This window comes from Pseudomonas sp. NPDC077186 (assembly GCF_044543505.1).
Taxonomy (GTDB): domain Bacteria; phylum Pseudomonadota; class Gammaproteobacteria; order Pseudomonadales; family Pseudomonadaceae; genus Aquipseudomonas.
In genome coordinates this window covers 204,937-222,027 of the sequence record NZ_JBITWE010000002.1, presented here as the reverse complement: position 1 = coordinate 222,027, position 17,091 = coordinate 204,937, and the positions used below count along the sequence as shown (strand labels likewise).

Sequence of the window (17,091 nt, the reverse complement as noted above, 5' to 3'; positions counted from 1 at the left end):
CCCCGTCGCGGCGGGGAAGCACCATCAGCGCCGCTGATCGTGGGTTACACTGCGCGGCCCAGTTCCACCGAAGCCGCCTGCATGTCCCGTCCACGTCCTCCCGCCAGTCGCCGTCCCGCCGCCCCGCGCCGGGTGGCCAAGGCGCCGCCGTCCGAGCCGCGGCTGATCCTGCTGAACAAGCCCTTCGACGTGCTGACCCAGTTCAACGACGAGCAGGGCCGCGCCACGCTCAAGGATTTCGTCGCGGTGCCCGGCGTCTATCCGGCCGGGCGCCTGGACCGCGACAGCGAAGGCCTGCTGCTGCTGACCAACGACGGCCGCCTGCAGGCGCGCATTGCCGATCCGAAACACAAGCTGGCGAAGACCTACTGGGTGCAGGTGGAGGGCGAACCGAGCGAGGCGCAGCTGCAGCAGTTGCGCGACGGCGTGACGCTGGGCGACGGCCCGACCCTGCCGGCCCAGGCGCGCCTGTTGGACGAACCGCAGCTGTGGGAGAGACATCCGCCGGTGCGCTTTCGCAAGAGCGTGCCGACCGCCTGGCTGGAACTGGTGATCCGCGAGGGCCGCAACCGCCAGGTGCGGCGCATGACCGCCGCGGTCGGCCTGCCCACCCTGCGCCTGGTGCGCGTGGCCATCGGCTCCTGGCGCCTGGATGGCCTGCAGCCGGGGCAGTGGCGCGAGGTGCCGGCGCGGCTCGATTAAGCGGCTGGCGCTGTGCGCGCCGCCTAGCGCGGAGTGCCGGCATGCTCCCAGCCGAACAATTCGCAGGCATTGCGGCTGCTGGCCGCGGCCAGTTCCTCGGCCGTGATGCCGCGCAGCGCCGCCAGCGCGGTGCAGATGTCCGCCAGGTATTCGGGGCTGTTGCGCTGGTTCGGGTGCATGGCCGGGGCCATGTCTGGGGCGTCGGTCTCCAGCACCATGGCCTCCAGCGGCAGTTGCGTGAGCACCTTGCGCAGGCGGTTGGCCTGCGGCCAGGTGGCGGCGCCGCCGAGGCCGAGGCGAAAACCCAGCTTGAGGTACTCGCGCGCTTCCTCGTAGCTGCCGGCGAAGGCGTGGACGATGCCGCCGCGCTTGAGGCGAAAACGCTTGAGGGTGGCGATGGTCGCCGCATGGGCGCGGCGCACGTGGAGCAGGACGGGCAGCTCGAATTCGGCGGCCAGCGCCAGCTGCGCCTCGAACAGCGCCTGCTGGCGCTGGCGGTCGAGGTTGTCCAGGTAGTAGTCCAGGCCGAACTCGCCCAGCGCGCAGAGCCGCGGATGGCCGGCCAGGCGCGCCAGCCAGGCGCGCAGCTCGCCCAGGTGTTCGGGCAGGTGCTGCTCCAGATACACCGGATGCAGGCCGAAAGCGGCGTACAGGCCGTCTTCCTTCAGCACCAGCTCCCACAATCGTTGCCAGTTGGCCTGGTACACGCCGAGCACCACCAGGCGCTCGACGCCCAGGGCGCGGCTGCGCGCCAGCACCTCAAGGCGGTCGGCGTCGAAGTCGGGGAAATCCAGGTGGGTGTGGGTGTCGATCAGGCGCATGGAGCAAGCATCGGCGATTTGTCCGGCAGATGCCAGGCGCGCAGAAATTTGCCAGCCGATTCAATCGTTTAACCCACAGTAACGGTGCAGCAAGCTGTGCATAAGTTGTGCGCCGATGGCGCCGGCGCAGAGCCGGCGCGGCGTTGGCTGAGCTGGTCGTTTATTGAGCGGCGTGGCTTGTACCCAGAAGCCAACGGTGGGCTCGGCTCATGGCGGCGCTCAGACTGCAGGAGCCGCGCCCCGCGGCGAATTGATGCAGAAGCCAAAAGCTTCGCCCCGAGGCGGGGCTCCCACGTGGTTACGGCAAGCGGTGTCCCTTGTTGGGGACGCTTGCGAGCGATCCTCTTTACAGTCGCGCCTTGAAGCTGCGGTCGATGGCCTCGATGCCGGGGCGGTAGTCGTCCCGCTCCACCGCCTGCAGCGCCCAGGCCAGCACCCGTTCGGCGATGCGCTCGTGCTGCTGGCTCATGGCATTGACCCGCAGCGGCAGAAAATCCAGCAACTGGGTGTCGCCAAAGGTGGCCAGGCGCAGCGCCGGCCAGGCTTGCGGCGCCCGTTCGCGCAGGGCGTCGAGCACCCCTTCGAGCAGCACGTAGGCGGTGGTGAGCAGGGCGTCGGGGGCGCCGGCCTCGGCCAGCAGCGCCTGCATCTGCCGCTGGCCGCTGGCGCGGCTGAACTGCTCGCCGTGCAGCACGCTGATGCGCCCGGCGAAGCCCGTCAGCGCCCGGCGGAAGCCGCGTTCGCGGGCCTGGCTGATCACCAGCTCGGGGCGCGCGCCGAGCAGGGCGATATGCCGCGGCGGCGGCGTGAGCAGGCTGGCGGTGAGCTGGGCGCCGGCCTGCTCGTCGTCGCTGACCACCGAGCGGATATGCGCCGGGTCCAGCGCGCGGTCCACCGCGATCACCGGCAGGCCGCCGGCCACCAGGCGACGGTACAGCGGATCGTCCGGCGGCAGGCAGCTGGCGACGATCAGCGCGTCGCAGCGGCGCGAGCGGAACAGTTCGAGCAACTGCCGCTCGCTGTGCGGGTCGTCGTCGGAGCTGGCGATCAGCAACTGGTAGCCGGCAGCGCGGGCCTTCTGCTCCAGCAGCTTGGCCAGGCGCGCGTAGCTGGGGTTTTCCAGGTCGGGGAGGATGAAACCCAGGCAGCGGCTCTGCCCGCGACGCAGGCCGGCGGCCTGCTGGTCGGGGCGATAGCCATGCTGCTCGACCACCGCCAGCACCCGCTCCACCGTGGCCGGGCTGATGCGCCGGCGCTCGGCCTGGCCGTTGATCACGTAGCTGGCGGTGGTCACCGAGACCTGCGCCAGGCGGGCGATATCGCTGAGTTTCACGGGGCTTCCAGGCTGTCGACGACGATCGGGCTTCAAGGATCGCCGATTCTGGGATAAGGTGCCAGCGCTAGATGAAACGTTTCAGCAAGCGCTTTCATCGACTAGGCTAAGAGTTTGTTCAAAGTCTCGCGAGCCAGGGAAATTCTGAAAGAGTCGTCATTCCCGCGCAGGCGGGAATCCAGAACCTGCGTAGTACCTGGGCTCCCGCCTTCGCAGGAGTGACGGTAGATGATCTTTTCAGAACTTCCCCAGCGCCTGCTTTCAACGCAGCAGGGCCGACGCGCAGCAGACTTTGAGCAGGCTCTAAAGAACAAGATCGCGAATTCGGGTTTCTGCGCCAGTCAATTGCAGAACTCGGATACCTCGCCTGCCGGAGGACATTTCCATGCTCGAACTCGACGCCAGCCAGATCCAGATGGGCCGCCAGGCCGCGGACAAACAGGCGGCGCTGGCCATGCTCGGCGAGGCCCTGGCGGCCGCCGGCCTGGCCAGCGCGGCTTACCTGGCCGGCCTGCAGGCGCGCGAGGTGCAGGGTTCGACCTTTCTCGGCCAGGGCATCGCCATCCCCCACGGCACCCCGCAGACCCGCGACCAGGTGCTGCGCACCGGCGTCTGCCTGATCCAGTTCCCCGACGGCGTGGACTGGGGCAACGGCCAGCAGGTGTACCTGGCCATCGCCATCGCCGCGCAGTCCGACGAGCACCTGCACCTGCTGCAGCTGCTCACCCGCGCGCTCGGCGAGGGCGATTTGAGCCAGGCGCTGCGCGCGGCGCGCGCGCCCGAGCAGATCGTCGAGCTGCTGCAGGGTGCGCCGCAGGCGCTGGCGCTGGACGGCCAACTGGTGGGCCTGGGTTTGCCGGTCGAGGATTTCGACGAGCTGCTCTGGCAGGGCGCGCGACTGCTCAAGCAGGCCGGCTGCGCGGCCTCCGGCTTCGCCCTCAGCCTGGCCCGCGGCGAGCCGCTGCCCTTGGGCGAGGGGCTGTGGTGGCTGCACAGCGAGCGCGCCGTGGAGCGGCCGGGGCTGGCCTTCGTCACCCCGGCGGCGCCCCTGAGCTTTCGCGGCGAGCTGCTCAAGGGCCTGTTCTGCCTGGCCAGCCAGGGCGAGGCGCATCGCCAGGCGCTGGAACGGCTGTGCGACGTGCTGATCGGCGGGCGCGCCGCGGAGCTGTGCGAGGCGCATAACAGTCGCAGCGTGATCGAGGCCCTCGGCGGCGAGGTGGCGCCGGATTGGCCCAGCGTGCAGCTGCCGCTGGCCAACGCCCACGGCCTGCATGCGCGCCCGGCCAAGATTCTGAGCGAATTGGCGCAGGGCTTCGCCGGCGAGATCCGCGTGCGCCTGGTTGGCGACCCAGGCGCCGGGGTCTCGGCCAAGAGCCTCAGCCGCCTGCTCGCCCTCGGCGCGCGGCGCGGCCAGTTGCTGGAGTTCAGCGCCGAACCGGGCATCGCCGGCGACGCCCTGCCGGCGCTGCAGGCCGCGCTGGAAAGCGGCCTGGGCGAGGCGGTCGAGCCGTTGCCGCTGACGCCGCAGGAGGCGGCAGCCGACGAAACCGCGCAGGTGCCGCTGCAAGCGCCGCCGGCCGGTGCGCGCCTGCAGGCGGTGGCCGCCTCGCCGGGTATCGCCATGGGCCCGGCGCTGGTGCGGGTGCTGCCGCGCTTCGACTACGCCGAGCAGGGCCAGGGCGCCGATAGCGAGCGACGGCGGCTGGACCAGGCGTTGGCGGTGATCGGCGGCGAGATCCAGCGAATGGTCGATGGTGCCGGGGTGGCCAGCATTCGCGAGATATTCAGCGCCCATCTGGCCATGCTCGAAGACCCGGCGCTGCGCGAGGACGTCGACGCGCGTCTGGCCCGTGGCGCCAGTGCCGAGGCGGCCTGGCAGGCCGAGATCGAGGCCGCCGCGCAGCGTCAGGAGTCCCTGCACGACGCGCTGCTGGCCGAGCGCGCCGCCGATCTGCGCGACATCGGCCGCCGCGTGCTGGCGCGCCTGTGCGGCGTCGAGCTGCCGGGCGAGCCGGACGAACCCTACGTGCTGGTGATGGCCGAGGTGGCGCCGTCCGACGTCGCCGGCCTGGATCGCCAGCGCGTCGCCGGCATCCTCACCGCGCGCGGCGGCGCCACCGCACACAGCGCCATCATCGCCCGCGCCCTGGGCATTCCCGCCGTGGTTGGCGCCGGCGAGGCGATCCTGGCGTTGGCCCAGGGCACGCCGCTGCTGCTCGACGGCGACAGCGGCCTGCTGCGCGTGGCGCCGGATCAAGCGACCCGCCAGCAGGCGCTGCGCGAGCGCGACACCGCGCAGCGCCGCCGCGAGCAGGCGCATGCCGCGCGCCTGCAGGCGGCGGTGACCAGTGACGGCGTGCGCGTCGAGGTGGCGGCCAATATCGGCGCCGCCGGCGAGACCGCCGAGGCGGTGGCCCTGGGCGCCGAGGCGGTGGGCCTGCTGCGCACCGAACTGGTATTTATGGAGCACGCCCAGGCGCCGAGCCAGGCGGCCCAGGAAGTCGAGTACCGCCGCGTGCTCGATGCGCTCGAAGGCCGCCCGCTGGTGGTGCGCACCCTGGATGTCGGCGGCGACAAACCGCTGCCCTACTGGCCGATGCCGGCCGAGGAAAACCCCTTCCTCGGCGTGCGCGGCATCCGCCTCAGCCTGCAGCGTCCGGATATCCTCGAAACCCAGCTGCGCGCGCTACTGGCCTCGGCCGAGGGGCGAGCGCTGCGGATCATGTTCCCCATGGTCGGCGCGGTGGAGGAGTGGCGGGTGGCGCGCGACATGGCCCTGCGCCTGCGCGAGGAGATCCCTGTGGCCGACCTGCAGCTCGGCATCATGGTCGAGGTGCCGTCGGCGGTCCTGCTGGCGCCGGTGCTGGCGCGCGAGGTGGACTTCTTCAGCATCGGCACCAACGACCTGACCCAGTACTGCCTGGCCATCGACCGCGGCCACCCGACCCTCTCGGCCCAGGCCGACGGGCTGCACCCGGCGGTGCTGCGGCTGATCGGCATGACGGTGGCGGCGGCGCATGCCGAGGGCAAGTGGGTCGGCGTCTGTGGCGAGCTGGCCAGCGACCGCCTGGCGGTGCCGCTGCTGGTCGGCCTGGGCGTCGACGAGCTGAGCGTGTCGCCGCGCGCCATCGCCCTGGTCAAGGCGCGCGTGCGCGAGCTCGACAGCCGCCACGCGCGCGCGCTGGCCGAGCAGGCCCTGGCCCTGGACAGCGCCGCCGCGGTGCGCGCGCTGGTCGCGGAGGTGCACTGATGGCGCGCATCCTGACCCTGACCCTGAACCCGGCGCTGGACCTGACCCTGCGCCTCGACCAGCTGCAGCCCGGCGCGGTCAACCGCTGCCACGATTTTGCCAGTCACGCCGCCGGCAAGGGCCTGAACGTCGCCCAGGTGCTCGCCGACCTCGGCCACAGCCTGAGCGTGGCCGGCTTTCTCGGTCGCGCCAATGCGGCGCCGTTCGAGAGCCTGATGCACAAGCGCGGCTTCCACGACCTGTTCGTCCGCGTGCCCGGCGAGACGCGCAGCAATATCAAGCTGGCCGAGGCCGATGGGCGCATCACCGATCTCAACGGCCCCGGCCCGCAGGTCGAGGCCGAGCACCTGCGGCAACTGGAGGGCGAGTTGGCCCCGCTGCTGGCCGGCCACGACGCCATAGTGGTGGCCGGCAGCCTGCCGCGCGGCGTTGCGCCTGAGTGGTTCGCCAGCCTGCTGCGCCGGCTCAAGGCCAGCGGCGTGCCGCTGGCGGTCGACAGCAGCGGCGCGGCGCTGAGCGCGGCGCTGGGCGTGGCGCCCTGGCTGATCAAGCCCAACGAGGAGGAGCTGGCCGAGGCCTGCGGCAGCGATCTCGACGCCGCGGTGCGCGGCCTGCGCGCCCAGGGCATCGAGCACGTGCTGCTGTCGCGCGGCGCCGCCGGCGTCGACTGGCACGGCCCGGGCATCGCCCTGCGCGCCATGCCGCCGCGGGTCGCGGTGGCCAGCACGGTCGGCGCCGGCGATTCGCTGCTGGCCGCCAGCTTGCACGGCCTGCTCGAAGGCTGGCCGGCCGAGCGCAGCCTGCGCCTGGCCACCGCGGTAGCCGCCCAGGCGGTGACCCAGCTCGGCTTCGGCATCCACGATCGCGAACAGCTGGCGCGCCTGGAAGCGGCGGTGCAGCTGCAGTCCCTAGAACAATAAGAGGCCTTTCACCATGAACCTGCTGATCGTTACCGCCTGCCCCAATGGCCAGGTCACCAGCGTGCTCTGCTCGCGCCTGCTGCAGGCCGCCGCCGGACGCCTGGGCTGGAGCACCCGCGTCGAGGTGCACGACGCCCGCGCCATCGGCGCGCCGCTCAGCGAGGCGCAGATCGCCGCCGCCGACCTGGTGCTGGTGGTCAAGACCGGCGAGCTGCCGCTGACCCGCTTCGTCGGCAAGCGCCTGCTGCAATCCACCCCGGCCGAGGCGCTGGCCGACCCGCAGCGTTTCCTGCGCGAGGCGGCCGAGCGCGCCCAGCCCTATGCCGAGGATCTGGCTATCGCGCCGAGCGGGCGCCGTCGGCTGGTAGCGGTGACCGCCTGCCCGACCGGGGTGGCGCACACCTTTATGGCCGCCGAGGCGCTGCAGCAGGCGGCGGCGCGCATGGGTCTCGAGCTGCAGGTGGAGACCCGCGGCTCGGTGGGCGCGCGCAACCTGCTGGACGAGGCCGCCATCGCCGCCGCCGACGCGGTGCTGCTGGCCGCCGATATCGAGGTGGACACCGCCCGCTTCGCCGGCAAGAAGGTCTATCGCTGCGGCACCGGGGTGGCGCTCAAGCAACCGCAGCAGACCCTGGAACGGGCCTTGAGCGAAGCCAAGCCGCTGGCCGAGGCCGCGTCGAACCAAGCTGCTAGCCAGGCCAAGCCCGGCGCCAAGGCCGGGCCCTACAAGCACCTGCTCACCGGCGTGTCCTATATGCTGCCGATGGTGGTGGCCGGCGGTCTGCTGATCGCCCTGTCGTTCGTCTTCGGCATCGAGGCGTTCAAGGAGGAGGGCACTCTGGCCGCGGCGCTGATGAAGATCGGCGGCGAGACCGCGTTCCAGCTGATGGTGCCGCTGCTGGCCGGTTATATCGCCTATTCCATCGCCGACCGCCCGGGCCTGGCGCCGGGAATGATCGGCGGCCTGCTGGCCGGCTCGCTGGGCGCCGGCTTTATCGGCGGGATCATCGCCGGCTTCCTCGCCGGTTACTCGGCCCTGGCCATCGCCCGCTGGCTGCGCCTGCCGGACAGCATCGAGGCGCTGAAACCCATCCTGATCATCCCGCTGGTCGCCAGCCTGTTCACCGGCCTGGTGATGATCTACCTGGTGGGCAGCCCGGTGGCCGGCATGCTCGCCGGGCTCACCGCCTTCCTCGACGGCATGGGCAGCACCAACGCGATTCTGCTCGGCCTGCTGCTCGGCGGGATGATGTGCGTCGACCTCGGCGGACCGATCAACAAGGCCGCCTACGCCTTCTCCGTGGGCCTCTTGGCCTCGCAGAGCTACGCGCCGATGGCGGCGACCATGGCCGCCGGCATGGTGCCGCCGATCGGCATGGCCATCGCCACCCTGCTGGCGCGGCGCAAGTTCGCCCAGAGCGAACGCCAGGCCGGCAAGGCCGCCGGGGTGCTGGGGCTGTGCTTTATCTCCGAGGGGGCGATTCCCTTCGCCGCCAAGGACCCGCTGCGGGTGATCCCGGCCAGCATCGCCGGCGGCGCCCTGACCGGCGCGCTGTCGATGTACTTCGGCTGCAAGCTGATGGCGCCGCACGGCGGGCTGTTCGTGCTGCTGATCCCCAACGCGATCAACCAGGCGCTGCTGTATCTGCTGGCCATCGTCGCCGGCAGCCTGCTGACCGGGGTGGTCTACGCCCTGATCAAACGCGCCGATGCCCAGCCGCTGGCGGTTGGGGCGGCGGCGTAGCAGGGGTTCTCCGCCGCGCCCGCTCATCGCCGCCAGGGCCGGCGAGGCGGCGTTCCACGCCGAGCTTCGTGCACACATGTTCCCGGTGCTTGTTCATCGTGCGCGGCACAGGCCGAGCACCGCGACCAGGGTGGGAGAACGGTCGATAGGTGCGGCTGTCAGGCTCCCTCATCACGCTGTTAACGGTTTTCATCCGCCCGATGATGGCGTGCCTGCGGCCACCGCCGCGGCGGTCATGTCGTAGATCACCAGGCATACGTGTTCGACCGGCTGGCCGGCCAGCGGCAGCAGGGTGACGTTCTGGTACATGAAGTCGGCCCGGCCGGTGATCGGCTGGTAGCTGTTGAAGCGCAGCAGGTAGGGGCGCTGCTGCCACAGGCTGAAGGCGCGGGTGCCCAGTTGCACCACGCTTTCCACCTTGCGCTCCAGCCAGGGCCGGTCCAGTTCGGGGAACAGCTCGAACAGCGAGCGCCCCTGCACCTGGTCCGGGCCCAGCCCGGAGTGGTTTTCCATAAAGGCGTTCCACACCTCGACGCGGTACTGGCGATCCAGCACCAGCACGCCGACGTCGATGCTCTGGACGATGTCGAGCAGCCAGTGAACTTCGCGGATATCGATCTGCGCGGGCATCGCCTCACTCCATCAGGTAGCCGATCTTCGCCGTCAGGCGGGCAATCGAGTCTTCGGTAAAGAGCAGCAGCAGGTCGAAGTGGATGGCGTGGCCTTCCAGGCTGTAGCTGATCTCCACCGCCAGGGTCTGGCGCCAGCGCTGGCGGTTGACCTGGATCAGCTGATCGAGGCTGGCATGCTGGCCGAGCAGCTGCGGATGGCCCTGGGAGAAGCGCAGGTCGAGCTGTTCGGCGATGCCGGCCAGGCAGGCGCCGATCAGGATGCTGGCCAGGTCCAGGAGCATCTCCGTGGTTTCTGTCTCGTTCTTCGGCTGCCAGCCAAGCAGGCGCGCCATGTCGTCCACTTCCGAGTCGTGGAACAGCAGCAGCGCCTCGCCGGCGATGGCCTCGCCGATAAAACCCTGGCAGATGGCGCTGAAACGCTCGCCGCGCTGGGCGTCGAGCAGGGTCATATGCAGTTCGCCGACCTCGAAGATATTCACCTGCGGCAGCGGCAACTGCACGAACACCCCGAGCACCCTGGCCAGCAGTGCGGCGGCGCGGCCCATGGCGATGTTGCTGACCTCGCGCAGGGCGTCGCGGAAACTGACCTTGAGCGCGTCCACGGCGGCGGCCTGGGCCTGCGCCGCAGGCGTGGCCTGGGGGGCGAACAGGCCCAGTTCGATCAGCGTCCGGCGCAGCCGCTCGGGGTCGGCTGGCTTCTGGATAAAGGCCAGCGCGCCCAGCTCGCGCACACGGCGCACGGCTTCCTCCTGCACGTCGCCGGAGACCACGATGACCTGGCTCGCGAGGCCCTCGGCGCGCAGCGCGGCTAGGGTCTGGTAGCCGTCCAGAACCGGCATGGTCAGGTCCAGCAGCAGCACCTGGCCGCGCCCCTGGCGGATCAACGCCAGGGCTTCTTCGCCGTTGGCCGCCTGGCTGAGGGCCACCGGCCATTCGCCGGGCAGGGCGCGAATCAGCTGCTTGCGCGCCATGGCGGAGTCGTCGCAGACCAGCAAGGGGATCACGGTGGGGAAGGACCTGTGCGCAGTGGGGGGTGCTCCTGAGCTTAGTCGCGGTTGGCGTGGCGCAGCCAGTTCAACAGGCCGTGGGCGGCGACCCGGCCGCTGGCGAAGCAGGCGGTGAGTAGGTAACCGCCGGTGGGCGCCTCCCAGTCGAGCATTTCGCCGGCGCAGAACACCCCGGGCAGCGCCCTGAGCATCAGTCGCTCGTCGAGTGCTTCGAAGGACACCCCGCCGGCGCTGCTGATGGCCTCGGCCAGCGGCCGTGGGCGCAGCAGGGTCAGCGGCAGGGCCTTGATCCAGGGCGCCAGGGCGGGCGGATCGGCGAAGGCGGCAGCTGGCGCCAGCTCGCGCAGCAGGGCGGCCTTGACCCCCTCCAGCCCGGCCTGGCGCTGCAGGTGCTTGGCCATGGAGTGCTTGCCGCGCGGCCTGGCCAGTGCCTGCTGCAGCTTGGCCAGCGGCGTCTGCGGCAGCAGGTCGAGGCTGATCACGGCCCGGCCCTCGGCCTCGATGGTGCGGCGAATGGCGGCGGAGAAGGCGTAGACCAGGCTGCCCTCGACGCCCTGTTCGGTGAGGACGAACTCGCCGATCCGTGCGTCCCGACCGGGCAAGCTCAGGGCGACGTTCTTCAGCGGCGCGCCGGCGAACTTGTCGCGCAGGTGCTCGCTCCAGCCGGCCACCTCGAAGCCGCAGTTGCTCGGTTGCAGCGCCGCCACCTCGACGCCGCGCGCCTGCAGCAGCGTCGTCCAGGCGCCGTCGGAACCCAGTCGCGGCCAGCTGCCGCCGCCCAGGGCCAGCAGGCAGGCGTCGGCCGCGAGCCGGCGTTCGCCGTCGGCAGTGGCCAGGCGCAGGCTGCCGTCGTCGTTCCAGCCCAGCCAGCGGGTGCGGGTGTGCAGGGTCACGCCCAGCTCGCGCAGGCGGCGCAGCCAGGCGCGCAGCAGCGGCGCGGCCTTCATGTCGCTGGGGAACACGCGTCCGGAGGTGCCGACGAAGGTGTCGATGCCCAGGCCGTGAATCCAGGCGCGCAGGGCGTCGGCGTCGAAGTCTTCGAGCAGCGCGGCGACCTCCCGCTGACGTTCGCCGTAGCGGCTTAGAAACGCCGGCTTGGCCTCGGAATGGGTGATATTCATGCCGCCGACCCCGGCCAGGAGGAACTTGCGTCCCAGCGAGGGCATGGCGTCGTACAGCTCGACGCGCACCCCGGCACGGGCCAGCACCTCGGCGGCCATCAAGCCGGCGGGGCCACCGCCGACGATGGCGACCAGGGGAGCGGTGGGGGCGGGGATGGCGGGCATGCGGCGACCGGCAGGGCGAGGAAAGGGCGCATTCTAGCCGAAGGGGCAGGGCCCGGGGGGAGCCCTGCGGCGTGGCGCCGGCGGCATCAGGCCAGGCGCGCGTCCAGGCTGTTCTGCGCCAGGCGTCTGGCCTGCTCCTCGGTCATGCCCAGATGTTCGTGCAGGGCGGCGAAGTTCTCGCCGACGTAGCCGCCGAAGTAGGCCGGATCGTCCGAGTTCACCGTCACCTTCACCCCGCGTTCGAGCATCTCGAGGATGTTGTGCTGGCCCATATGCTCGAACACGCACAGCTTGATGTTCGACAGCGGGCAGACGGTCAGCGGGATCTGCTCGTCGATGATGCGCTGCATCAGCCGTTCGTCCTCGCTGGCGCGCACGCCGTGGTCGATGCGCTCGACCTTGAGCAGGTCCAGCGCCTCCCAGATGTACTCGGGCGGGCCTTCCTCGCCGGCGTGCGCCACCGCGTGCAGGCCTTCGCTGCGGGCCTTGGCGAACACCCGTTGGAACAGCCGCGGCGGGAAGCCTTTCTCCGAACTGTCGAGGCCGACGCCGATAAAGGCGTCGCGGAACGGCATGGCCTGCTCCAGGGTCTTGAAGGCCTCCTCCTCGGGCAGGTGACGCAGGAAGCTGAGGATCAGGCCGTGGCTGATGCCCAGTTGCTGCTCGCCGTCGCGCAGCGCCTGCTGGATGCCGCGCAGCACCACCTCGAAGGGAATGCCGCGGTCAGTGTGGGTCTGCGGGTCGAAGAAGGGCTCGACGTGGATGACGTTCTGCGCCTTGCAGCGCTGCAGATAGGCCCAGGTCAGGTCGTAGAAATCCTGCTCGCTGCGCAGTACGTTGGCGCCGGCGTAGTACAGGTCGAGAAATTCCTGCAGGTTGTTGAAGGCGTAGGCCGCGCGCAGGGTCTCGACATCGGCCCAGGGCAGGGCGATCCCGTTACGTTCGGCCAGGGCGAACAACAGTTCGGGCTCCAGCGAGCCCTCCAGGTGCAGATGCAGTTCGGCCTTGGGCAGGGCGTTGAGCCATTCGGGCATGGTCGGGTTCTCGTTATCAGGCTTGCGGTGCGGCCAAGTTTAACCCGTAGGACAGGCATGCGCTGTGCCGGGCGGTGTAGGGCGGACATGGCGAAGCCTTGTCCACCATTGCCGGTTTCGTGGTGGACAAGCCTGGCGGCATGTCCACCCTACGCCTCATTCATCCTGCGCCTCGTCACGCCGATAGGCATAGGTATCGGCAAAGCGCGACAGCAGGTACTCGGCGCTGGTCACCGCCGCGTACTTGGGCGGGTTGTCCGCGCTGGAGCAGTTCGGCAGGCAGTCGATCAGCGTGTCGGGATGCGGTTCGGCGAAGAACGGCATGGCGTAGCGATCCACCCCCAGCGGGCTGATCACCCGGTGCGGCGTGGAGGTGTAACGGTCGTTGCTCCAGCGCGCCAGCATGTCGCCGATATTGACCACGAAGCTGCCGGCCAGCGGCGGCGCGTCGATCCACTCGCCACCCCGCGCACGCACCTGCAGGCCGCCGGCGTCGTCCTGGTAGAGCAGGGTGACGCAGCCGTAGTCGGTGTGCGCCCCGGCACCCTGTTGCTCGGCGCTGCTGGCGGTGTGGCGCGGCGGGTAGTGGATCAGGCGCAGCACGCTGATCGGCTCATGGAAACGCGCGTCGAAGAAGTCGTGCTCGATATCCAGGGCCATGGCCATGGCGCGCAGCAGGGTCCTGGCCAGGTCCTGCATATCGGCGTAATGCTGTTCCATCAGCTCGGCCCAGCCGGGCAGGTGCGGGTGGCGATTCGGCCCGCGCAACGGTTTGCCGGCCAGCACCTCGGGGTGATCGACCGGCATGTGGAAACCCATGTCGAAGGTTTCCTTCAGGTCGCTCGGCTTGCTCGGGTCGAGCTGCTCGGTGGCGATGGCACCGTAACCGCGGTGGTGGGCGCTCCGGGTGATGTCGATCCTGAGTTTTTCCTCGGCGGGCAGGGCGAAGAAGGTCTTCGCCGCACTGAGCAGGGCGTCGATGCGCTCGCTGCCGATAGGGTGGCCGACGATATAGAAGAAGCCCCAGTCGCGGCAGGCGCGGTCGATTTGTTCGGCCACGGCAGGCCAGGCGATTGCGTCGTCGGCGTAGAGAGGGGCAATGTCGATGATGGGAAGGCTGTTCATAAAAGCTCCGGGGTGTTGCTGCGAGTCTTCTCGTACCCAGGGCAGCGAAAAAGGACGTTTCGTGTGAAACGTCCCCTTGATGCGGTTCTGCAGTGCAGGGACGGCATCTCTGTTGGCTCGCGGGAGGGCCGGGCGGCAATCCGCTCTAGCCGCGAGCCATTTGCTTGTTGCGGCTAAAGCCCCTCCCACAAGGTTCAGCCGGTAGGGCGGGTGCAACCCGCCACTGGCCGCGATCAGGTCACTTCGGCAGCTCGGCCTTCAGGTTTTCCACGTAGTAGTTCATCGAGGCCAGCTCGGCATTGGTCGCGCTCACGCCGTCGGCGATGCGCAGCGTGCCGCTCTGATCCTTGATCGGGCCGGTGAAGGGGTGGAACTTGCCGCTGCGGATGTCGGCGATGATCTGCTCGGCCTCGCTCTTCACCTCGGCCGGCACCAGGTCGCTGATCGGAAGTTCTATGGTGTCCTCGGCCAGACCGCCCCAGAAGTCTTCGGATTTCCAGGTGCCGTCGAGCACCGCCTGGGTGGATTTGACGTAGTGCGGGCCCCAGTCGTTGACGATCGAGGTGAGCACGGCCTTGGGCCCGAAATGGGCCATGTCCGAGGCATAGCCCACCGAGTAGACGCCACGGCGCTCGGCGGTCTGGATCGGCGCCGGGCTGTCGGTGTGCTGGAAGATCACGTCCACGCCCTGGTCGATCAGCGCGTTGGCGGCGTCGGACTCCTTGCCCGGATCGAACCAGGTATTGACCCACACCACCTTGATCTCGGTGCCCGGGTTGTACTTGTCCAGGGCCAGCTGGATGGCGTTGATATCGCGGATCACCTCGGGGATCGGGAAGGAGGCGACATAGCCGACCTTCTTGGTCTTGGTCATCTTCGCCGCGAGGAAGCCGCCGACGTAGCGCCCCTCGTAAGAGCGCGACAGGTAGGTGGCGAGGTTCTTGTCCTGCTTGTAGCCGGTGGCGTGCTCGAAGGTGACCTTGGGAAATTGCTTGGCCACCTTGATGGTCGGGTTCATGTAGCCGAAGGAGGTGGTGAAGATCAGGTCGAACCCGCCCTTGGCCATGTTGCGAATCACCCGCTCGGCGTCGGCGCCTTCCGGCACGTTCTCGACGAAGCTGGCGCTGACCTTGTCGCCCATCTCCTTGATCAGCATCTGCCGGCCCTGCTCGTGCTGGTAGGTCCAGCCGTGGTCGCCGATGGGGCCGATATAGACGAAGCCGACCTTCAGCGGATCGGCGGCCGAGGCGCCGAGCATGGCGCCAAGGCCCAGGGCGGCGACGAGGGTGCGCAGCAGCGGTGTCTTGCTCTTCTTGTGCATGGTGGGTGCAGCTCCAGTCTTGGTGTCGGGATGGCCGTTGGTTGGCTGATCCCCTGACTGCAAAAAGCTGACCAACAAGACAGATAGCGGTGTTGCTGCCGTTCTGGCTGCTGGCCTGTCTCGATGCTGGAGCTGGATTGGTGCGTGGTGTTGTGAAGTGCCGTGTTGTGGTGCGTAGGTGCTCGTCAATGGCGGTCGCGGCTGAAGCCCCTCCCACAGGTTGGCGCTGTTCTTGCGGGAGGGGGCCTTTGTGGGAGGGGCTTTAGCCGCGACAGCTGCGACTCAGACGGTAGCCTGGGCATCGCTGCGCTCGATCCAGCCTACGCAACCGATGTCAGCCTGCGATCAGCTCACGCGCGGCCTGACGGTGATCGGCGATCAACTGCGCCACATCCAGCCCCTCGATCTGCCCATCGATGACGCGCCAGGTGCCGCCGATCATCATCCGGTCGGCGCGGTCGGCGCCGCACAGCAGCAGCGCAGAGAGTGGATCGTGGCTACCGGAGAAGCGCAGCTCGTCGAGCTTGAACAGCGCCAGATCGGCCTGCTTGCCCACCGCCAGCTCGCCGATGTCGTCGCGGCCCAGCAATTTCGCCGAACCCTTGCTGGCCCAGCCGAGCACCCGCTCTGGGGTGATCTGCTCGGCGCCGTAGCGCAGGCGTTGGATGTACAGGGCCTGGCGCGCTTCTAGGATCATGTTCGAGGCATCGTTGGAGGCCGAGCCGTCGACGCCCAGGCCCAGCGGCGCACCGGCGGCTTCCAGTTCCACGCTGGGGCAGATGCCCGAGGCCAGGCGCATGTTGGAGCTGGGGCAATGGCAGATGCCGGTGCCGGCGGCACCAAGGCGGGCGATTTCCTCGGGGTTGAAATGGATGCCGTGGGCCAGCCAGGTGCGCGGGCCGAGCCAGCCGACGCTGTCCAGATAATCCACGGTGCGCAGGCCGAAGCGCTGCAGGCAGAAGTCTTCCTCGTCGAGGGTTTCCGCCAGGTGGGTGTGCAGGCGCACGTCCAGTTGCTCGGCCAGCTCGGCGCTCTGGCGCATGATGGCCTGGGTCACCGAGAAGGGCGAGCAGGGCGCCAGGGCGATCTGGATCTGCGCGCCGTCGCCGCGCTGGTGGTACTGGCCGATCAGGCGCTGGCTGTCGGCCAGGATCACCTCGCCCTGCTGCACCGTCTGCTGCGGCGGCAGGCCGCCGTCGGCCTCGCCCAGGCTCATCGAACCGCGGGTGAGCATCGCACGCATGCCCAGTTCGCGTACCGCCTCGACCTGCACGTCGATGGCATGCTCCAGGCCGCCGGGGAACAGATAGTGATGGTCGGCTGCAGTGCTGCAGCCGGACAGCAGCAGTTCGGCCAGCGCCACCTTGCTGGCCAGGGCCAGTTTCTCCGGCGTGAGGCGCGCCCAGACCGGGTAGAGTGTCTTCAGCCAGGGGAACAGCGGCTGGTTGACCACCGGCGCCCAGGCGCGAGTGAGGGTCTGGTAGAAGTGATGGTGGGTGTTGATCAGGCCCGGCAGCAGCACATGCTCGCGGGCATCGAACACTTGCTGGCAGGGCGCGGCGGGTTGCTGGCCTTTGCTGAGCACTTCGCTGATGCGGCCATCCTCGATCACCAGGCCGCCGGAAGCGTCCAGGCCGTTGGCGGTGAAAATGGCGAGAGGGTTCTTGATCCAGATACGGGTAGCAGCCATGAGCAGGCTCCTCAGTGGTTGAGTCGAGCCAGCTCAGTGTTGACCCTGTCTGCTGATCCAGGTGCGTCGGAATCGACGTGCGGGGGAAGATAGCTGACTCTGAAGTCAGGGGCAACAAACCTGTCGCGGGGGGGGGGCGCGCCCCCCCCCCCCCCCCCCGGGGGGGGGGGGGGGGGTCGAGACCCGCACAACAACCAAACAACCCACCCCCAAAACAAAAACCGAG

The 17,091-nt window shown here is 69.6% G+C and carries 13 protein-coding genes; 4 read left to right on the top strand and 9 right to left on the bottom strand.

Annotated features, from left to right (window positions below):
• Positions 1 to 132 precede the first annotated feature (132 nt).
• On the top strand, positions 133 to 702 hold the full coding sequence (locus tag ACIGKL_RS09655) for a pseudouridine synthase (protein ID WP_397486855.1): 570 nt from the start codon (positions 133 to 135) through the stop codon (positions 700 to 702).
• Positions 703 to 725: 23 nt separating this feature from the next.
• On the opposite strand, the gene ACIGKL_RS09650 is transcribed toward ACIGKL_RS09655, so the two are convergent.
• Both ACIGKL_RS09650 and cra read right to left on the bottom strand, forming a co-directional pair.
• Complete coding sequence (locus ACIGKL_RS09650) at positions 726 to 1,523, bottom strand: TatD family hydrolase (RefSeq protein ID WP_397486440.1); 798 nt, start codon at positions 1,521 to 1,523, stop codon at positions 726 to 728.
• Between the two features lie 346 nt (positions 1,524 to 1,869).
• On the bottom strand, positions 1,870 to 2,856 hold the full coding sequence (gene cra / locus ACIGKL_RS09645) for a catabolite repressor/activator (protein ID WP_397486439.1): 987 nt from the start codon (positions 2,854 to 2,856) through the stop codon (positions 1,870 to 1,872).
• Positions 2,857 to 3,241: 385 nt separating this feature from the next.
• Here cra and ptsP point away from each other — a divergent pair, with 385 nt between their 5' ends.
• From ptsP to ACIGKL_RS09630, 3 genes are read left to right on the top strand one after another with little or no spacing between them, the layout of a single operon-like run.
• On the top strand, positions 3,242 to 6,106 hold the full coding sequence (gene ptsP, locus ACIGKL_RS09640) for a phosphoenolpyruvate--protein phosphotransferase (RefSeq protein ID WP_397486438.1): 2,865 nt from the start codon (positions 3,242 to 3,244) through the stop codon (positions 6,104 to 6,106).
• Positions 6,106 to 7,026, top strand: coding sequence for a 1-phosphofructokinase (gene pfkB, locus ACIGKL_RS09635; protein ID WP_397486437.1), 921 nt, complete (start codon positions 6,106 to 6,108; stop codon positions 7,024 to 7,026). Before ptsP ends, pfkB begins: the two co-directional genes overlap by 1 nt.
• A gap of 13 nt (positions 7,027 to 7,039) precedes the next feature.
• Positions 7,040 to 8,770, top strand: coding sequence for a fructose-specific PTS transporter subunit EIIC (locus ACIGKL_RS09630; RefSeq protein WP_397486436.1), 1,731 nt, complete (start codon positions 7,040 to 7,042; stop codon positions 8,768 to 8,770).
• A 189-nt stretch (positions 8,771 to 8,959) separates the two neighbouring features.
• On the opposite strand, the gene ACIGKL_RS09625 is transcribed toward ACIGKL_RS09630, so the two are convergent.
• The 7 genes from ACIGKL_RS09625 to ACIGKL_RS09595 all read right to left on the bottom strand — a co-directional run bounded on the left by ACIGKL_RS09625 (position 8,960) and on the right by ACIGKL_RS09595 (position 16,865).
• Entirely contained in the window at positions 8,960 to 9,400 is a 441-nt protein-coding gene (locus tag ACIGKL_RS09625) for a PAS domain-containing protein (protein ID WP_397486435.1), read from the bottom strand.
• Between the two features lie 4 nt (positions 9,401 to 9,404).
• Positions 9,405 to 10,406: a response regulator gene (locus tag ACIGKL_RS09620; protein WP_397486434.1), complete on the bottom strand. Its 1,002-nt coding sequence runs from the start codon at positions 10,404 to 10,406 to the stop codon at positions 9,405 to 9,407.
• 41 nt (positions 10,407 to 10,447) lie between these two features.
• Positions 10,448 to 11,695, bottom strand: a complete 1,248-nt coding sequence (locus tag ACIGKL_RS09615; RefSeq protein ID WP_397486433.1) for a TIGR03862 family flavoprotein — start codon at positions 11,693 to 11,695, stop codon at positions 10,448 to 10,450.
• An 86-nt stretch (positions 11,696 to 11,781) separates the two neighbouring features.
• Positions 11,782 to 12,729 carry an adenosine deaminase gene (locus ACIGKL_RS09610; protein ID WP_397486432.1) on the bottom strand — a complete coding sequence of 316 codons (948 nt, stop codon included), beginning with the start codon at positions 12,727 to 12,729 and terminating at the stop codon, positions 11,782 to 11,784.
• A 156-nt stretch (positions 12,730 to 12,885) separates the two neighbouring features.
• Positions 12,886 to 13,854, bottom strand: coding sequence for a 2-oxoglutarate and iron-dependent oxygenase domain-containing protein (locus tag ACIGKL_RS09605; RefSeq protein ID WP_397486431.1), 969 nt, complete (start codon positions 13,852 to 13,854; stop codon positions 12,886 to 12,888).
• Positions 13,855 to 14,092: 238 nt separating this feature from the next.
• Complete coding sequence (locus ACIGKL_RS09600; protein WP_397486430.1) at positions 14,093 to 15,175, bottom strand: BMP family ABC transporter substrate-binding protein; 1,083 nt, start codon at positions 15,173 to 15,175, stop codon at positions 14,093 to 14,095.
• A gap of 334 nt (positions 15,176 to 15,509) precedes the next feature.
• Positions 15,510 to 16,865 carry an 8-oxoguanine deaminase gene (locus ACIGKL_RS09595; RefSeq protein ID WP_397486429.1) on the bottom strand — a complete coding sequence of 452 codons (1,356 nt, stop codon included), beginning with the start codon at positions 16,863 to 16,865 and terminating at the stop codon, positions 15,510 to 15,512.
• Positions 16,866 to 17,091 lie beyond the last annotated feature (226 nt).